General features: G+C 52.7%; 18 protein-coding genes and 1 tRNA gene. 7 read left to right on the top strand and 12 right to left on the bottom strand.

The genetic code is table 11. The features are described from left to right. The first annotated feature begins 26 nt into the window (after positions 1-26). On the top strand, positions 27-2,081 hold the full coding sequence (gene helD, locus ACK5JN_RS08180; RefSeq protein WP_416869694.1) for a DNA helicase IV: 2,055 nt from the start codon (positions 27-29) through the stop codon (positions 2,079-2,081). A 40-nt stretch (positions 2,082-2,121) separates the two neighbouring features. Here the strand turns inward: helD and mgsA are convergent, their stop codons facing one another. Then, positions 2,122-2,580, bottom strand: coding sequence for a methylglyoxal synthase (gene mgsA / locus ACK5JN_RS08175; RefSeq protein WP_347291037.1), 459 nt, complete (start codon positions 2,578-2,580; stop codon positions 2,122-2,124). A 133-nt stretch (positions 2,581-2,713) separates the two neighbouring features. On the opposite strand from mgsA, the gene ACK5JN_RS08170 reads away from it, so the two are divergent. Further along, positions 2,714-3,127 (top strand): CoA-binding protein, encoded by a 414-nt coding sequence (locus tag ACK5JN_RS08170; RefSeq protein ID WP_416869725.1) that lies wholly within the window; start codon positions 2,714-2,716, stop codon positions 3,125-3,127. Between the two features lie 51 nt (positions 3,128-3,178). On the opposite strand, the gene hspQ is transcribed toward ACK5JN_RS08170, so the two are convergent. After that, the gene (hspQ, locus tag ACK5JN_RS08165) at positions 3,179-3,496 is read right to left on the bottom strand and encodes a heat shock protein HspQ (protein ID WP_416869724.1); all 318 of its coding nucleotides are present in this window, start codon (positions 3,494-3,496) and stop codon (positions 3,179-3,181) included. 64 nt (positions 3,497-3,560) lie between these two features. Then, the gene (rlmI, locus tag ACK5JN_RS08160) at positions 3,561-4,751 is read right to left on the bottom strand and encodes a 23S rRNA (cytosine(1962)-C(5))-methyltransferase RlmI (protein ID WP_416869693.1); all 1,191 of its coding nucleotides are present in this window, start codon (positions 4,749-4,751) and stop codon (positions 3,561-3,563) included. 130 nt (positions 4,752-4,881) lie between these two features. On the opposite strand from rlmI, the gene yccX reads away from it, so the two are divergent. Then, positions 4,882-5,160, top strand: coding sequence for an acylphosphatase (gene yccX, locus ACK5JN_RS08155; RefSeq protein WP_416869692.1), 279 nt, complete (start codon positions 4,882-4,884; stop codon positions 5,158-5,160). Here the strand turns inward: yccX and tusE are convergent. After that, on the bottom strand, positions 5,157-5,486 hold the full coding sequence (gene tusE / locus ACK5JN_RS08150) for a sulfurtransferase TusE (RefSeq protein WP_064548881.1): 330 nt from the start codon (positions 5,484-5,486) through the stop codon (positions 5,157-5,159). The genes yccX and tusE overlap by 4 nt on opposite strands. A gap of 89 nt (positions 5,487-5,575) precedes the next feature. Next, positions 5,576-6,226 carry an FtsH protease modulator YccA gene (yccA, locus tag ACK5JN_RS08145; RefSeq protein ID WP_416869723.1) on the bottom strand — a complete coding sequence of 217 codons (651 nt, stop codon included), beginning with the start codon at positions 6,224-6,226 and terminating at the stop codon, positions 5,576-5,578. A gap of 233 nt (positions 6,227-6,459) precedes the next feature. Between yccA and ACK5JN_RS08140 the strand changes: the two genes are divergently transcribed. The 3 genes from ACK5JN_RS08140 to ACK5JN_RS08130 all read left to right on the top strand — a co-directional run bounded on the left by ACK5JN_RS08140 (position 6,460) and on the right by ACK5JN_RS08130 (position 9,009). Continuing rightward, positions 6,460-8,079 (top strand): ABC transporter substrate-binding protein, encoded by a 1,620-nt coding sequence (locus ACK5JN_RS08140; RefSeq protein ID WP_416869691.1) that lies wholly within the window; start codon positions 6,460-6,462, stop codon positions 8,077-8,079. 145 nt (positions 8,080-8,224) lie between these two features. Beyond that, a tRNA-Ser gene (locus tag ACK5JN_RS08135) sits at positions 8,225-8,312 on the top strand. A 253-nt stretch (positions 8,313-8,565) separates the two neighbouring features. Further along, positions 8,566-9,009 (top strand): acetyltransferase, encoded by a 444-nt coding sequence (locus ACK5JN_RS08130; protein WP_416869690.1) that lies wholly within the window; start codon positions 8,566-8,568, stop codon positions 9,007-9,009. Positions 9,010-9,029: 20 nt separating this feature from the next. Here ACK5JN_RS08130 and ACK5JN_RS08125 read toward each other — a convergent pair whose 3' ends face one another. The 5 genes from ACK5JN_RS08125 to hdeA all read right to left on the bottom strand — a co-directional run bounded on the left by ACK5JN_RS08125 (position 9,030) and on the right by hdeA (position 13,274). Next, complete coding sequence (locus ACK5JN_RS08125) at positions 9,030-9,614, bottom strand: helix-turn-helix domain-containing protein (RefSeq protein WP_416869689.1); 585 nt, start codon at positions 9,612-9,614, stop codon at positions 9,030-9,032. A 281-nt stretch (positions 9,615-9,895) separates the two neighbouring features. After that, positions 9,896-10,213, bottom strand: a complete 318-nt coding sequence (gene hdeB / locus ACK5JN_RS08120; RefSeq protein ID WP_416869722.1) for an acid-activated periplasmic chaperone HdeB — start codon at positions 10,211-10,213, stop codon at positions 9,896-9,898. Between the two features lie 196 nt (positions 10,214-10,409). Then, positions 10,410-11,747, bottom strand: coding sequence for an arginine/agmatine antiporter (gene adiC, locus ACK5JN_RS08115; protein ID WP_416869688.1), 1,338 nt, complete (start codon positions 11,745-11,747; stop codon positions 10,410-10,412). Between the two features lie 113 nt (positions 11,748-11,860). Then, positions 11,861-12,628: a helix-turn-helix domain-containing protein gene (locus ACK5JN_RS08110; protein WP_416869687.1), complete on the bottom strand. Its 768-nt coding sequence runs from the start codon at positions 12,626-12,628 to the stop codon at positions 11,861-11,863. A 331-nt stretch (positions 12,629-12,959) separates the two neighbouring features. Further along, the gene (hdeA, locus tag ACK5JN_RS08105; protein WP_416869721.1) at positions 12,960-13,274 is read right to left on the bottom strand and encodes an acid-activated periplasmic chaperone HdeA; all 315 of its coding nucleotides are present in this window, start codon (positions 13,272-13,274) and stop codon (positions 12,960-12,962) included. Between the two features lie 242 nt (positions 13,275-13,516). Between hdeA and ACK5JN_RS08100 the strand changes: the two genes are divergently transcribed. Beyond that, positions 13,517-14,083, top strand: coding sequence for an HdeD family acid-resistance protein (locus tag ACK5JN_RS08100; protein ID WP_416869686.1), 567 nt, complete (start codon positions 13,517-13,519; stop codon positions 14,081-14,083). Positions 14,084-14,141: 58 nt separating this feature from the next. On the opposite strand, the gene ACK5JN_RS08095 is transcribed toward ACK5JN_RS08100, so the two are convergent. Both ACK5JN_RS08095 and adiA read right to left on the bottom strand, forming a co-directional pair. Beyond that, positions 14,142-14,672, bottom strand: coding sequence for a helix-turn-helix transcriptional regulator (locus ACK5JN_RS08095; RefSeq protein ID WP_416869685.1), 531 nt, complete (start codon positions 14,670-14,672; stop codon positions 14,142-14,144). 117 nt (positions 14,673-14,789) lie between these two features. Further along, positions 14,790-17,057, bottom strand: a complete 2,268-nt coding sequence (gene adiA, locus ACK5JN_RS08090; protein WP_416869684.1) for an arginine decarboxylase — start codon at positions 17,055-17,057, stop codon at positions 14,790-14,792. Positions 17,058-17,291: the final 234 nt, after the last annotated feature.

Raw genomic sequence — 17,291 nt, 5'->3', positions numbered from 1 at the left:
TCGAAAAAGTCAGGATTCAGCACGACATGGAATTAAAAGCAACGACGCTCGGTAAGCGCATGGCGCAGCACCCTTATGACCGGGTTGAGATCCTCAACGCGGGCGTCAGGGTGTCCGGCCCTCAGCATGAATACCTCATCCCTTTTAATCAGCTACTGGCCATTAACTGCAAACGTGGTCTGGTATGGGGAGAGCTGGAGTTCGTTCTGCCAGAGGACAAAGTTGTGCGCCTGCACGGTACGGAATGGGGCGAGACGCAGCGATTCCACCGCTATCTGCTGGGGCTATGGCAGCAGTGGAGCGCGGAAATGAGCGACATCGCCGCCGGGCTGCTGGACGCACAGCTGGCGATTATTGCCGGCAGCCGCGAAGAAAATCGCTGGCTGACCCGCCAGCAGGCGCAGGGTATTCGCCAGCAGATCGTTAAGGCGCTGGAGGGGCTGCCGCTGCCGACAAACCGACTGGACGAATTTGATAACTGCCGCGAGGCGTGGCGGCAGTGTCAGGCATGGCTGGCGGATAAAGAGAGCGGCCGGGCGCTGCACAATCAGCGCTATACCGAGGCGATGCTGGAGCAGTACCGCGACTTCTTTGAGCGTATTGAGTCCTCGCCGCTGAACCCGTCCCAGGCGCGCGCGGTGGTCAACGGCGAGCGTTCGTTACTCGTGCTGGCCGGGGCCGGAAGCGGCAAAACCTCTGTGCTGGTGGCGCGCGCAGGCTGGCTGCTTGAACGTGGTGAAGCCTCGGCGGAACAGATTCTGCTGCTGGCCTTTGGCCGTAAGGCTGCGGAAGAGATGGACGAACGGCTGCAAACGCGCCTGCAAACCGATGCCATTACCGCGCGCACTTTTCACGCGCTGGCGCTGTCGATCATTCAGCAGGGCAGCAAAAAGGTGCCGGTTGTCAGCAAGCTGGAGAACGATGCCAGCGCGCGCCAGAAGCTATTTACCGAGTGCTGGCAGCAGCAATGCCGGGAGAAAAAAGCGCAGGCCAAAGGCTGGCGGCTGTGGCTGCAGGAAGAGCTGGGCTGGGATGTCGCGGAAGACGGTTTCTGGGAAAATGAAAAAATCGTCAAACGCATGGGCAGCCGCCTTGACCGCTGGGTCAGCCTGATGCGCATGCACGGCGGCTCGCAGGCCGAGATGATTGCCGGTGCGCCGGAAGAGATTCGCGATCTGTTCGGCAAGCGAGTGAAGCTGATGGCGCCGATGTTAAAGGCGTGGAAAGCCGCGCTGAAAGCGGAAAACGCCGTCGATTTTTCCGGGCTGATCCATCAGGCCATTATCATTCTCGAGAAAGGTCGCTTCGTCAGCCCGTGGAAACACATTCTGGTCGACGAATTCCAGGACATCTCCCCGCAGCGCGCGGCGCTGCTGGCAGCGCTACGCAAACAAAATTCGCAGACGTCGCTTTATGCCGTTGGCGATGACTGGCAGGCGATTTACCGCTTCAGCGGCGCGCAGCTGTCATTAACCACCGCCTTCAACCACTATTTTGGTGAAGGGGATAACTGTGCGCTGGATACCACCTACCGCTTCAACAACCGCATCGGTGACATTGCCAACCGCTTTATTCAGCAAAACCCACACCAGCTGAGCAAGCCGCTCAACAGTCTGACCGTCGGCGACAAAAACGCCGTTACGCTGCTGGAGGACGATAAGCTCGATGCGCTGTTCGATAAGCTCAGCGGCTACGCGACGCCGGACCAGCGCATACTGGTGCTGGCCCGCTACCATCATCTCAAGCCCGCCGCGCTGGAGAAGGCCGCCACCCGCTGGCCGAAGCTGAATATTGATTTTATGACCGTGCACGCCAGTAAAGGCCAGCAGGCGGATTATGTGATTGTGCTGGGTTTACAGGAAGGTTTTGACGGTTTTCCGGCCCCCGCGCGGGAGTCGATTATGGAACAGGCCCTGCTGCCCGCGCCGGAGGATTTCCCCGATGCGGAAGAACGGCGTTTGCTATACGTGGCGATAACCCGCGCGCGGCTGCGCGTCTGGCTGTTATTTAATAAAGCACAGCCGTCGTCGTTCGTTGAGGTGTTGAAGCAGCTATCGGTACCGGTGGCGAGAAAGCCGTAATTGAAAAGCGGAGCCGTCGTCGCGGCGGCTCCGTGAATGATTACTTCAGACGATCAGCGAGATAGCGCTGATAGTCAGGAATAAGAATGTCCACCGGTTCACTGAAATTGGGCGACTGGATAATAAAGTCCGCGGTGGCGGCGTTGGTGGCGACCGGAATATTCCAGACGGTTGCCAGACGCAGCAGGGCCTTCACGTCCGGGTCGTGCGGCACGGCGTTGAGCGGATCCCAGAAGAAGATCAGTACGTCGATTTTCCCTTCTGAAATCAGTGCGCCAACCTGCTGATCGCCGCCCATCGGGCCGCTGAGCATGGCCTGTACTTCCAGGCCGGTTGCGCGCTGCACCAGGTTACCGGTGGTGCCGGTCGCCGACAGCGTGTGGTTCGCCAGGCAGGCCTGGTGGCGCTGTACCCATTTCATCAGCATATCTTTGCAGTGGTCGTGGGCGACCAGTGCGATGTGTTTGCGCGCCGGTAAGGTGCGAGTGGTCAGTTCCATGTGTCTTTCCCTGAGTGTTGAATCCTGACAGATTACTGGATGCGAATCAGGCTGCAAGCCCTGATTGGCAAAAATTTGACGCGCGACATTAGCGGACTAGCGTACACTTAAGTGATTGGCCAGGAGGATAATGATGACAGAAAACGAGATTGCCAGCATTTTAACGACCACGCGGACTATCGCGTTGGTGGGCGCCAGCGACAAGCCTGACCGTCCGAGCTATCGGGTAATGAAATACCTGCTGGATCAGGGCTACCACGTGATCCCGGTTTCGCCAAAGGTGGGCGGCAAAACGCTGCTGGGCCAGCAGGGGTACGCTACGCTGGCCGAGGTGCCGGAGAAGGTCGACATGGTTGACGTCTTCCGCAATTCAGAGGCCGCGTGGGGCGTCGCGCAGGAGGCGATCGCCATCGGCGCGAAAACGCTGTGGATGCAGCTTGGCGTGATTAACGAACAGGCGGCCGTGCTGGCGCGTGATGCGGGGCTGCAGGTGGTGATGGATCGCTGTCCGGCGATTGAGATCCCGCGATTGGGCCTCGCTAAATAAGCGTTATTAAACAAAACCCCGCATCGCGGGGTTTTTTGATGAGCGCGGCAATCAGTTGCGCAGCCGCGGTGCCTGTAGCTGTCGGCGAATGGTGCGTGCGAGTTCATCCATCGTCGGTTGTTCCGGGTGATCCTCGCGCGGTTCACTGCTGAGCTGGGCTTCGGCCAGGTAGGTATGCACCGGCTGGCCTTCGTCATCTTCCATCACCACGTGATACCAGGGCAACGCACGCAGTTCGTCGTTGGCCGCCAGATCGTCGGGTTCTGGATCGTCAAGCGAGTAAACCGGGTCGATATCCACCACCACGCCCAGATAGCCCAGCAGGGAGTGACGCACCTGCTGGCCGATACCGAATTTGCTGGTAATCATCATACTCACCTCCCGGGAAATGGCCTCTACCTCTAGATATATAGACACCATTTCGCTTTTCAAGTTACATGACGCGGCAGGCAAATCCTTTCAAATACAGTCCTTCCGGGTACGTCGCAATCACCGGGTGGTCGGCTGCCTGACGGAACTGCTCTATAAATTGTACATCACGACCGGCATCTACAGCGGCATCGGCGATGATTTTCTGGAATAAATCTGACGTCATCAGGCCGGAGCAGGAGAAGGTCAGCAGCACGCCGCCCGGATTTAACAGCTGAATGGCCAGCATGTTGATGTCTTTATAGCCGCGACAGGCGCCCATCAGCTGGCTTTTGTTTTCCACGAATTTCGGCGGATCCATCACGATCACATCGAACTTCTCGCCCTGGTCGCGATATTTACGCAGCAGTTTGAATACGTCGTCGCGCACAAACTCGGCTTTGCTGAGGTCCAGTTTGTTCAGCTCGACGTTCTGGCGTGCGACGTCCAGCGCTTCCTGCGAGGTATCGACGCTGGTGACCTGACGACAGCCGCCCATCAGCGCGGAGACCGCGAAGCCGCCGGTGTAGGAGAAGCAGTTCAGTACGCGCTTGTCTTCCACGTAGCGACGGGTCGCCAGACGGCTATCGCGCTGATCGAGGTAGTAGCCGGTTTTGTGGCCGCCCTGAATATCGACCAGCAGCTTCATGCCGTGCTCTTCAATAGGCAGCAGGGCAGGCGGCAGTTCGCCGGTCACCGGGCCCTGAGTCAGCTCCATACCTTCTTTTTTACGTACCGCCACGTCGCTACGATCGTAGATGGCGCATTCCGGGTACAGCGTTTGCAGGGCGCTAATCAGCGCCGCGCGCTGGTATTCGGCACCGGCGCTCAGCAGCTGCAGCACGAGGAAGTTGCCGAAGCGGTCAATGGTCACGCCCGGCAGACCGTCGGATTCACCGGCGATCAGACGATAGCTGTCCAGACCGTCTTTTTTCGCCAGCCAGTCGCGCCAGCTTTGCGCCTGCTGAAGACGGCGGACGAAGAAATCGATATCGATACTTTCATTGGCGTCAAACGTCCAGACGCGAGCGCGGATCTGCGAGGCCGGGGAATACGCGCCGCGGGCTAACCATTTACCCTGATGGTCGACAATATCAATGGTCTCACCGAGGCTGGCTTTGCCTTCCATGCGGGCAACCGCGCCGGAAAAGACCCAGGGATGACGGCGCAACAATGATTTTTCGCGCCCTTTGGCTAACACTAAACGTACACTCATAGTTAATTTATCTGGCTGTTTGAGGGAATCAGGCTGCATTTTCCCGACTTCCCCGCACAAATGCAACGCGCGGCGGAAGATTGTGGGGAGAATTGGCGCTACAGTTGGCGTACTGACGGGAGGAAAAAAGATGGATAAGTGTGTGATTTGTTGGGTTTACGGTAAGGTGCAGGGCGTGGGGTTTCGCTTCTTTACCCAGCAGGAAGCGGTGCGTCTGGGCCTGCGCGGCTATGCGCTGAACCTCGATGACGGTAGCGTTGAGGTGGTCGCGTGCGGTAATGATGAACAGGTGGAGAAACTGCTGGTGTGGCTAAAAGCGGGGGGGCCGCGCAGCGCGCGGGTTGATAAAGTTCTGGCTGAACCTCATCAACCCGAGAAGGCGTGGAGCAACTTTAGTATTCGCTATTAAATGCACTTCACCGGTTTAGGCAGGCCGGCGATTTTCGTCGCCTGTTTGGCCGGGCCTTTCGGGAACAGGCGGTACAGATAGCGGCTGTTGCCTTTCTCTTCGCCAAAGGTGTTGGCCATGGCTTTTACCAGCATACGAATCGCCGGGGAGGTGTTGAACTCCAGGTAAAACTCGCGCACGAAGCGGACCACTTCCCAATGTTCAGGGCTGAGCTCAATGCCTTCGTTCGCGGCAATGGCCTCAGCTAACCCTTCGCTCCACAGCGTGGTGTCTTTGAGATAGCCTTCGCTATCGGTCTCAATTTCGGTGTTCTGATAGATAAGCATAATATTTCACACAACAAACAGATGGCAGGAAGTGTAGCAAATAAAAAGGCCCCGCATAAGCGAGGCCCTGATGTTGATGAGCAGGTAGGTTAGTCGCGGCTGGCGAAACCGAGGATGCTCAGCAGGCTGACAAAGATGTTGTACAGCGAGACGTACAGGCTAACCGTGGCGCGGATATAGTTGGTTTCACCGCCGCGGATGATGTTGCTGGTCTCAAACAGGATGGCCCCGGAAGAGATCAGGATAAACACCGCGCTAATCGCCAGGTGCAGCGCAGGCAGCTGCAGGAAGATGTTCGCCACCATACCGATCAGCACCACCACGATACCCGCCATCAGCATGCCGCCGAGGAAGGACATATCCTTACGGGTAGTCAGCACGTAGGCCGAGCAGCTGAAGAACACCAGCGCGGTGCCGCCCAGCGCCATACCGATCACGTCGCCCATGCCGGCAGACAGGTAGGCGTTAAGGATTGGCCCCAGGATATAGCCCAGGAAGCCGGTAAAGGCGAAGGCTGACAGAATGCCGACCGGTTTATCCGCCGTTTTATAGGTCAGGAACATCAGGCCGTACATGCCGACCAGCGTCAGAATCAGGCCCGGAGACGGCAGCCCCAGCACGGTGCTGGCGGTGGCAGTAATAGCAGAAAACGCCAGCGTCAGGCTCAGCAGGAAGTAGGTGTTACGCAGGACTTTATGGGTGCTCAGCAGCGATGAGCGGTCACGCGATGAAGTAATTATGCGATCCCTGAGTCACTCTCTTATGACAGATGTTATTAGTGGCACAGCATAAGAAATCTCTCTTTTATTCCCAAATCTTTTTACCCATCTTTACTCAGATTTCTGGTGCGTCACAAAATCACGCTATCGCGCCGTAAAGAGCGAGATCAATCTCTTATAGGTTATTGAATGCACTTGCGTTATCCGCAGTCTATGCCAAGAGTGAGAAGGGTTATAACAACAAGGCAATGGAAATGAAATTATACAAACATAACTACATCACGATGGGTCTACTGGCCATGGGGCTGTCAGGGGCGGTACAGGCCGCGACCGTGCCGGAAGGCACTCAGCTTGCCGATAAGCAGGAACTGGTGCGTAGCAACGGCAGTGAACCCGCCTCGCTCGACCCGCATAAGGTTGAAAGCGACATTGAGTTTAATATTATCAGCGACCTGTTTGACGGGCTGGTGGCGGTGAAACCGGACGGCAGCATTGAACCGCGGCTGGCGGAATCCTGGGACAATAAAGACAACACCGTCTGGACCTTCCATCTACGCCCGGGAATTACCTGGTCCGACGGTTCGGCGATAACCGCGCAGGACGTTGTCTGGAGCTGGCAGCGTCTGGTGACGCCAGCCACCGCGTCGCCGTATGCGAGTTATCCGGGCAATATGCATATTATGAATGCCGCCGATATCGCGCTGGGTAAAAAAACGCCCGATACCCTTGGCGTCAAAGCAATCAACGACACGACGCTGGAAGTGACGCTGACGCAGCCCACGTCGGCGTTTCTTGCGATGCTGGCGCACCCGTCGATGGTGCCGCTCGATAAGGTGTTGATTGGTCGCTATGGCGAGAAATGGGTTAAGCCGGAACACTTTGTTAGCAGCGGCGCGTATCGTTTATCCCAGTGGGTGGTAAATGAACGCATTGTTGCCGAGCGTAACCCGCGTTACTGGGATGATAAGCATACGGTGATTAATAAGGTCACCTATTTACCTATCCACTCTGAAGCGGCGGACATCAACCGCTATAAGGCGGGAGAGGTCGATATCGTTTATACGTTGCCGATCAACCAGTTCAGCCAGTTGAAAAAAACCTTAGGCGATGAGGTCGACGTCTCGCCGCAGCTGGCGACCTATTACTACGAGTTCAATACCACCAAAGCGCCCTTTAACGATGCCCGCGTACGTCGCGCGCTGAATATGGCGCTGGATAAAGACATCATCGCCGAGAAGGTAATGGGGCAGGGGCAGCGTCCGGCGTGGGTCATTAGCCAGCCGGGGATCGGCGGCGTGAAGCTCAATGGGCCGGATTACGCTTCCTGGCCGCGTGACAAGCGCATTGCTGAAGCGAAGAAACTGCTGGCCGAAGCCGGGTTTAACGACGCGCATCCGCTGTCGTTTAATTTGCTCTACAACACCTCCGAGTCGCACCAGCGGGTGGCGATTGCGGCGTCTTCGATGTGGAAGAAAAACCTCGGCGTCGAAGCAAAGCTGCAAAACCAGGAGTGGAAAACCATGCTGGATGCCATGCACACCGGCAACTTTGACGTGGTGCGCTACGCGTGGATCGCCGACTACGATGACGCTTCCACTTTCCTGAACACCTTCCGTACCGGCGATAGCGAAAATACCGCGAAGTACAGCAACCCGGAATATGATGCGCTGATGCACGATGCGGCGAAAACGCAGGACGTGGCCCAGCGCGCCCGCGACTACCAGAAAGCGGAAGACCTGCTGGCTCGTGACGTACCGGCGATTCCGGTCTATCACTACGTACGCACGCATCTGGTGAAGCCGTGGATAGGTGGCTTTACGCCCGATCGCCTGGGCTACTACTACACCAAAGATATGTTTATCAAAAAACATTAAGCAGGATGAGGGGCGCTAAAAGCGTCTGAAATCTAGCCATTGTGTTGTTTTTTCAGGCGAATAACAATATTTTGGCTGTTTTTCAAGCAAACGAACGTTTTGGTGCTTTACAGGTCGGTTCGGGATGTTTATAGTGCGCCTCATTGGAAGCGTGGCCGAGCGGTTGAAGGCACCGGTCTTGAAAACCGGCGACCCGAAAGGGTTCTAGAGTTCGAATCTCTACGCTTCCGCCAAATATAAGCCCCAAGCTATTAATTAGCTTGGGGCTTTTTCGTTTTATATGGTTCCCCCCCCCCTTAATCTCACGCCGTCATCGTTTCTCCCCACGCCGCAGCAAACCATCCACAACATCATCAGGATAGCTAAAATGGGATTATGCCTAGGCTTAAAAGATACTATTGTGAATTTAATTTCACTATAGTAAATTTAAGCGAGCTCACTCGGTATGTTAATACACACAGTAATGACCACGTTAAGGCAGAGAAAATGTTAAAAATCAGGATGTCACGACCCTCTGAAGCGGCAGAAATCATCCAGATCTGGAGAAATTCTGTAGATGCTACGCACAATTTTCTGACGGCTCACGACCGTCAAGAGATCGAAAAAGAGGTTATTGGCTTTTTTTCACAAACCCCGGTATGGGTAGCAACAAATCAGGAAGACCAACCGTTAGGATTCATGTTTTTGCATGAAGGCCATCTGGAGGCGCTTTTTGTCGATGCTTCAGCTCGCGGACTTGGCGTCGGAAAACGGTTGATCTCGCATGCATTGTCTCTGCATCCTGATTTAAGCGTCGATGTCAATGAACAGAATCACCAGGCCGTAGGGTTTTATCAGCATATGGGCTTTCAGATTTCAGGGCGCTCCGGGCAGGACAACCAGGGAAGGCCCTATCCCCTGTTACATCTCCGCAAGGCAAAGATGATGTAACCCCTTCTGCAGGGGGAATATCATGGATCTTTTTGACTAAAAGCGACGATGTAGGAACAGCTCTGCTCGCTATCAGGGTTACTCATTTGGTACTCGCTTGCAAAGGTAAGGGCAAGACAGTCACCGGCTTGTAAATGATGGGTCTGATGATTGACCCGAAAATCAAGGCGGCCGCTCAACATCCAGAGCGTCTGCCCGGAAAGATGCTCGTTGGCAGAGGCGGGGATCGTCAGTTGACCCATCGCGGGAATTTCAACTTTTATCAGTTCCGGCGATGCTCCCGCAGGGGACAGAGACCAGCGGGTAATACCTGTTTCTTTATCCATCCAGTGATGCTGCTGATGGGCAAAGAGTACAAGTGAATTCTGATGTTGTTCAAGCTCAGCAAACAGCTTTGAGAGCGTAATATTCAGCGCATTAGCTAACCGGCTCAGTATCGTTGCGCTGGGGCTGGAGGCGCCGCGTTCAACTTTGCTAATCATGGCCTGACTGACGCCCGAACGCTGGGCAAGCTCTGATACCGTCAGGTTGCGAGCCTTTCTGTGTTTAAGCAATAAACGTGCGATATCGCTATCTACTATCTGATTTTTAGCTGTTTTATCCATTTTCACCCTCACTTTCACCAGCCTGATTATGCCATTACATAAATTGGCCTGAAATAAATGATTTGTCAGACTGAAAATTCAGGCTTTCTGAGCGTTGATTATCACGGGTAAGTCAGGCAACCGTAACGTCCGTATCTGGTGCTAAGCTGCCAGCAGCGCGTTGTCAGACCCTGATTAATGATATTTTGCTGTTTATCAGTTGAGATAGAGCGAGAAAAGAGACGGTTGTTCCCCCTTACCGAAAAGAGAGGGGGAACTGCGGGACGGTCAGTATACGAGTGCTACTTTTTTAACTCATTTTTTACCGTATCTTTAATATCTTTCAGCGGGCTATGCGGGTTTTTTTTGCAAATCTCAAGGGTCAGCGGAACCGCCGTCGTTTCGGTCTCATTGAAGTCAACGTAGTCGCCGCCTTTGAAATCAACATCTTTGTTAAGCATCCAGAAGGCAACAGGCGCCATAGTTTGTGGGTTGAGGTCGATGAATTCCTGACAGCTCATATTTTTGGGTGTAACTTCTTTTGCCACGGCGTTAACGCCAGCGGTGGCCAGCAGTGCCGAGGCGAAAATACCGACAGTGGACAGTGTAAATCTGTTAATCATAATAAACTCCATAATGCATATTGAAATGCTGATGTGACCGGCAATGCTTGATATGTCGGATGACTAAATAATAACGCGCCAAAAAACAGATCGCGGAGTGGCGAATAAAAATAGCCAGAAGTGATATTTTTTGGCGCTTATCTTATTATTTTTTGTTTATAAAATAATCGGCGAGATTATTACCTCACTTCTTTTATGCTTTATCCACCGGGGCGTCTAACGGATAGGGGTTTTTATGAATACGGTTATAGTTGAGTGCATAGAATGCCGTAATCACCATCAGCGTGACGAAGGACCACATCACCTCTTTGGCACCAGAGCCCACGACGGCCCAGATACAGTAAACGAAGGCGATAAAAGTGATAAATAGATACAGTGGGCGTGCCTGACCAAAGTGGCCATGGCCCAGCAAGAGCAACGCTGCACAGGTGTACAGATACGGAACCAGAGTGAAGATCACCGAGACGGAAGAGACCAGGCCAAACTCTTTTGCTGCGTTAGGTGAAATACTGCTGAACTGGAAGAGGGTCATCAGTACGCCGACGATCAACAGCCCGGCGACCGGGGTGCCGGACTGGTTCACGCGAGAGAAAATTGGGGGAAACAGACCATCATCGGCTGCGGCTTTTGCGGTTTGACCCGCCAGTAATGTCCAGCCGCCGAGTGAACCAAGACAACCCGCCGCAGCACAAAACGAGACTATTGCACCGGCGGTATTGCCAAGCGCCAGGCGAGCGGCATCGCCAAAAGGAGAAGCGGAAAGCCGCAGGGCAGCGTTAGGAATCATCCCCATAATTGCGGTCGTCGACAGCACGTAGCAGACGGCGGCAATCAGCACGCCGCCGATGGTAGCGATTGGCACGTTGCGTTTCGGATTTTTTACCACGCCTGCGGCGACCGACGCGCTTTCCACACCGATAAAGGACCACAGCGTTACGCTTAGCGTACTCTGGATGGCCCCAAAGGTGCTGAGCCCACTGACGTTCCAGGCGGACATGTAGGTTTCACTTTTAAACCAGAACCAGCCAAACAGGGCAATCCCGACAATAGGGATCAGCGCCAGCACGGTAGCCACGGCCTGCACGCGGGTAATCATTTTGGGCCCAACGATGTTCAGCAGAACGAATATCCACAGCACCACCACACAGGTAATAGTCAATACCATAGGCTCTTTCAGAATCGGGAAGAAGTAGCTCAGATAGCCAACCCCAATCACCACCATGGCAATATTCCCCACCCAGCAGGCCAGCCAGTACAGGACGTTGGTCTGATAGCCTAAAAATGGCCCAAAGCAGCGGCGGGCGTAGGCATATGAACCGCCCGGACTGGTATCTAAGGACGACATTTTGGCATATACCATCGACAGCGCCAGCGCGCCGATGATGGTGACAAGCCATCCATAGATGGCAATCCCGCCGGTTGCCGCCAGATTAGCGGGCAGCAGAAAAACCCCCGAGCCCATGATATTTCCGGAAACCATCAGGGTGACCGGAATCAGGCCCACTTTGTTTGCATCAGCGTCGCTCGACATACTCTTTCTCCTGAATTTAATTCGGGGGAGATAATAGCCTATTGGCGCTATCGTTTTAGCCGTTGCCAGGGGGTATATCCATTGCTGATATTATTATGGCTAATGTCTTAACCTCATTCGGCGGTAACACATTGTCGCCGATGTTGTGAGACATAATGTAATGGCGTCATGCCGTAAAATGTCTTAAAGACGGAGATAAAATAGGATGTACTACGATAACCGCATAATTGTGAGATCTGTGAAATATTCTTCTCGGCGATGAGTAGCTGCTGCGCAGCGTATCGCATACGGCAATCGGTGATTATCTGGCTGTAGCTGGCATTCTCACTCTTTAACTTCTTTTTTAACAGGCTGGGGCTCAGACACAGCGCGCTGGCGACCAGGCTGAGGTTCCATTCTTTTTGAATGTCGTTCTGGATAATCTGATAAACGCTCTCTTTGACGCTATTGCGCAGCATTTGCATGATTAACGCAATAAACCCCGGATTTTCAAGAAAGATAGACAGAACGGTAAAGAGTAATGAGCGGGTGCGCTCAATTTCACAGCTATCGCTGGTGTTAAGTACGCTATGCAGTGCCGCCTCGCGAAAAATTTCAGGTGTCCGACAATGACAGGAAATAACGGGAATGGCCTGCCTTGGCCATGGCGTAATCCGCGTTAAATCTCTATTCAAGAAAAGTAAATAATCATTCAATACGGCGCGACTCATGTGTGCCACTAAAGCATTATCCAGGTATGCAAAATCAATAACATTATTATTGCAGGCGATGATGTTAAGGTGGTTCGCCGGTAATTTTAGTGAGGTGCTGTGGTTAATATTTACTGCAACTTCTTTCTCCGTCAGAACAACGACACAAGGGGCACTGCTACTTAGTCTCATACACGCACTCCAGAAATACGAACAAAAATACCTCAAAAGAAAGAATGTATATTGAGGTGAAAGATTAATTGTATGATGAATCAACGGCAGGCATAAAATACACTAACTTATGATAATGGCAATTGGGGGCTGAAAAATTAAGGGTGTAAATTTTTATTGACGCAAATGAAAAGGATATCTGGGTGCGTTCGGAGCGTGGGGTCGTGAGGGAATATATAAAGATTTCTTACTTTAAATAGCATCAGCAGGGGTGGTAAAGTTAGAGTGCCTAAAATTTACCCCCTGCTGATGGGCCCGTTAAGTCACTTCAGACTTAGCGAAAAGTTATTCATTAAAAGTGTTTTTTTAACTTGTCCCACTCGCCTTTTACTTTGTCTTTAAAGCTGGCTTTATGATCCTCGGTGCAGGCTTGTACGATGGCTGGGGTGACGGTTTCAATTCCTTTCACATCCATCACGGCATCTTCCGGTTTATCTTTATTGTTTAATGCTTCCGCAAAACCAACGGCGGTAGGCTGGAAAGAGGAATCCAGAGCCAGAAAATCTTCGCAAGTCCAGTTGTTCATGGGTTTTTGGGCTTCCGCAGCCTGGCTGATGGCCGGAATTAACAGTAGGCTGCCGAGAATAATAGTAGAGATTTTGTTCATCATTAAATCCTCAATAATACAGTTAACGTGACGAGGTGGATTATATCACCCGAGGCGTGCGGGGCCACAGGATAAGGTATTTTGCAGGATCCTGATGGTTTTCAAAAAAATATTTTAATTCAATTGGTTATATTTGTTTTAAGAGTCCGTCATCAGAATTTATTATCAAATGTACTTTAACGGGGTACTCCTTTTTGCGGTAAATTCACCGCGTGTTTTTTTAATTTTTTTGGAGGTATGTTGTGTTAAGTGTTAATCGGGAAATTATTTCCAGGCTGGATGTGAAAGTTCTTGAGAAGCAACAAAATATGCTGAAGGTTATTGCGGTGCTGATGTTTATCTCTGGTGTCATGTTCATTGTTTATCCCTTTATCTCGGGAGAAATTCTGGCCATGATTTTGGGCATTGCGCTGATCTGTAGCAGTATTGCCTATATAGCAATCATGATAAAAAACCGGCTGCATAATTTTTGGCCCGTAGTGTCTGGTATCCTTATATGTGTTGCCTATGTGGTAATGGGCTACCTGTTTATTGCGGCACCGGAATGGGGTTTGTTTACCATAGCCAGCCTCCTCGCGTGCCTGTTTGCTATGGGTGGGATTATCCGTCTGATGGCCTGGTTCAATAACCGGCGGGTCAAAGGGAGCTGGCTGCAAATCATTATTGGTGTGCTTGATTTGTTGATTGCCTGGAGCTTTATCAACGCTGCGCCTCAGGCCTCGATAATGATGGTTTCGCTGGTGGTGGGGATTGAACTGATGGTAAGCGCGTTGAGCTGTTGGTCTCTGATTCGCTTATTCCGAAAATAATGAGTTAGCTGTTAACGATCTACCCGGTGACGGGTAGATCGTACAAGGTGGCGAGCATTCAAAAGTAAGGGGAGATACTGAGAGTGGCGATCTCACTCATCCTACGCAGTTTAAGTTTCAGCATGATATTAAACTTTTGACTGCGCAGAGTACTTCCTGAAATATTTAACGCAGAGGCAATATCATCATTATCTTCCTCATGTAAAAAATAGCTGACAATCTTAAGCTGATTATGTGAAAAACCTATTTTGGGTTTGCGATAGGATGTGCTGGCGGTGGTCAGCAGCGATGACCAGTGTGCCAGCGACATTTTCCTGTTAACGAAAAATAGCGGCGAGCGGCATTTAATTTTACTGATATGAAAGGGCGCTAGCACCACGATACGCTCGACATCGAGTGTCTGTAAGGTCCTGACGGCATGATCGTCGATAACATTATTATGATAGACATCGATAATCACTTTGGATGCAGAGTCCGTCGTTTGCTGAGCGACCTCTGCCACACTCTCTATTCTGATGACATTTTCATTATTGAACAAATGCGCCACCCCCTGATACAGGAATTCATCTTTGGTGACCATTAAAATCATAACGGGCTCCCTAACTGAAAAAAGCGCGGGGCGACCCGCGCAAAAAAATAAATACTCAGGATTAACTTCACTACTTTTCCAGGTTTTTAGCCTTCCGGCAAAAAACCTTCGATTATCTCAGGCCTTTATGCACATTACGTGATAAACGCCATCAATAATTTCTGTGCCTTCAGTTTCATGTTCGAAACCGGGGAATGCGCGATCCCAGGACTGCAAAGCGCGCAGATAGGCAATGTGTGGGCTGTTGCTGTCACCAAAGTTTTCCCCGGAGAGCAGCATAGGAATACCCGGTGGATAAGGGATCACCGAGTTGGCCGCGACGCGTTTCTGCAACTCTTCAATTGCTACCATTTCAACGTTATTGGAGACAATGGCCTGATACGCATCGCGCGGCGTCATCATGGCTTCCGGCAGTGACGCGTAGGCGGCATTAAGGCTGGCCCCCGGGTTATTGGCTTTCAGCCACGCAAACATGTTATCACCCAGATCGTGTACGCCCAGCGCACCATAGATTTCCGGGTAGCGCTGAGTGAGTTCCGGCATGACCTCGGACAGCGGCGTATTGCTATCATAATGGCGCTTAAAGGAACACTGGGTGTTAATGAGCGTGCCCCATTTCCCGCGGGTGATACCCATGGAAAAGAGGAACATTATCTGGAAGTCGGTGGTGCGGGTTGGCACGATACCGTGGCGACCAAGCCAGGCGGTAACCAGCGCCGCGGGTACGCCAGAATCCAGCAGGTTGCCATCATCTCCCATACCCGGCGCCAGAATACTCACCTTGATAGGGTCAAGCATGCTCCAGTTATCCGGCAGATCCTTAAACCCGTGCCAGCTTTCCCCCGGGCGCATAATCCAGCAGTTCTGGTCGTGACTTAACAGCTCCGCCGGCGCATCTGCGAAGGCCAGCGCTTTTCCGCTTTGCGGATCGATCACCGTTTCTTTGTTCCATGGCTTAAAGAACCAGTCGTTTTTATCGCTAAACTCGCGATACAGACGCGCCAGCGCCTGGCGGAAATCTACCGCTTCATCAATCACCTCCTGGGTCAGCGATAGGCCGCTATTACCCTCCATCATCGAGACGGCAATATCGTTTGACGCGCAGATGGCGTACAGCGGTGACGTGGTGGCATGCATCATATAGGCCTGATTAAACCGCGAAAAGTTCACCGCACCGCGCCCTTCACGCACATGAATATAGGAAGCCTGGGAGAGCGCATTCAGCAATTTATGGGTGGAGTGGGTGGCGAATACGGTTGGGCCGGTATGGTCGCCGGGATTGCCGCGCATAGCATAGTGATCCTGATACACCGGGTTGAAACGGGCGTAGCCGTACCAGGCTTCATCAAAATGAATGCGATCGCTGGTCTGTTCCAGTAGGGCCTGAGCATGTCTGGCGTTATAGCACACGCCATCGTAGGTGCAGTTGGTCACCACGCTGTAGGACGGTTTATGCGCGGCATATTCATGCGTGAGCGGGCTGGTACGGATTTTTTCCTGCAGCGTTTGTGGCAGCATTTCCTGCGGGTAGATAGGCCCGATGATGCCGTAGCGATTTCGGCTGGGCACCATATAAACGGGTTTAGCGCCGGTAAGGATCAAACCTTGTTCGATCGATTTGTGGCAGTTTCGGTCAATGACCACCACGTCATCATCGGTCATGCAGGCCTGCATAATGGTCCGGTTCGAGCCGGAAGTCCCGACAACAACCGACCAGGAACGATCGGCACCGAATACCCGCGCCGCGTTTTTTTCACTCTCGCCAAAGGCGCCGGTGTGGTCCAGCAGCGACCCTAAAGAGGCGCGCTCTATCCCCATATCGGTGCGAAACAGGTTTTCGCCGTAGTAGTCATGATATAACCGGCCAGCAGGCGTTTTGGTAAAGCCGACGCCCCCCTGGTGGCCGGGAGCGGCCCAGGAATATTCATGAATATCATTATATTGCATCAGCGCCGAGAACAATGGCGGCAGCATTTGTTGACGATAGCGGCTCATCGCGGCTACGGCACGTCCGGCGATAAAGTCAGCAGAATCTTCCAGAATCCAGGCAAACTCATCGATAAGCTCCATCAGCTGCGGGTCAATCAGCGCGGTGGCTTTCTCACGCTCACCCAGCAGAAATACCGGCACGTTTTGCTGACGTTCACGAAGCTTATCGAGCAGTTGGCGCACGCGCTGATGTTCATCTTGCTCCTCCATTTGATAGCTGAACATCAGGCAGTCAATGGCTTCATTGGCCGCGATGATGGCGTAGCCGTCGTCAAGGGAGGTGGATTGCATCACCTCAATACCCTGACGGCTTAGCGCATGCACCAGGCGATTCACCGCCGCGCCAACCCAGGTGTCCTGGTGCAGAAATTCGCTTTCAACAATTAGTATTCTCATCTCGTCAATCTCATGGTTGTGTTGGAACGCGGTAAGTAATACGCCAGAGGGCAAAGGGAGTAAACGCAGCCAGAGAGGTTATCGACAGGGCAATTATTTTTATGGCTGATTCTGATATTTATGGCGCGACGGGATATGACCCCCTACGGATATTGCGGGATAAACGAGCAGGGTCCGGCGACGTTTAGCGGCGAGTATCACAGACTGGCGGACTCATTTCTGTTCATTAACGGC

Origin of the sequence: Kluyvera sp. (assembly GCF_047971185.1) — a bacterium.
In the GTDB taxonomy this organism is placed as follows: Bacteria; Pseudomonadota; Gammaproteobacteria; order Enterobacterales; family Enterobacteriaceae; genus Kluyvera.
The sequence above is the reverse complement of the archived record's forward strand: the minus strand, read 5'-3'. Positions and strand labels throughout refer to the sequence as shown.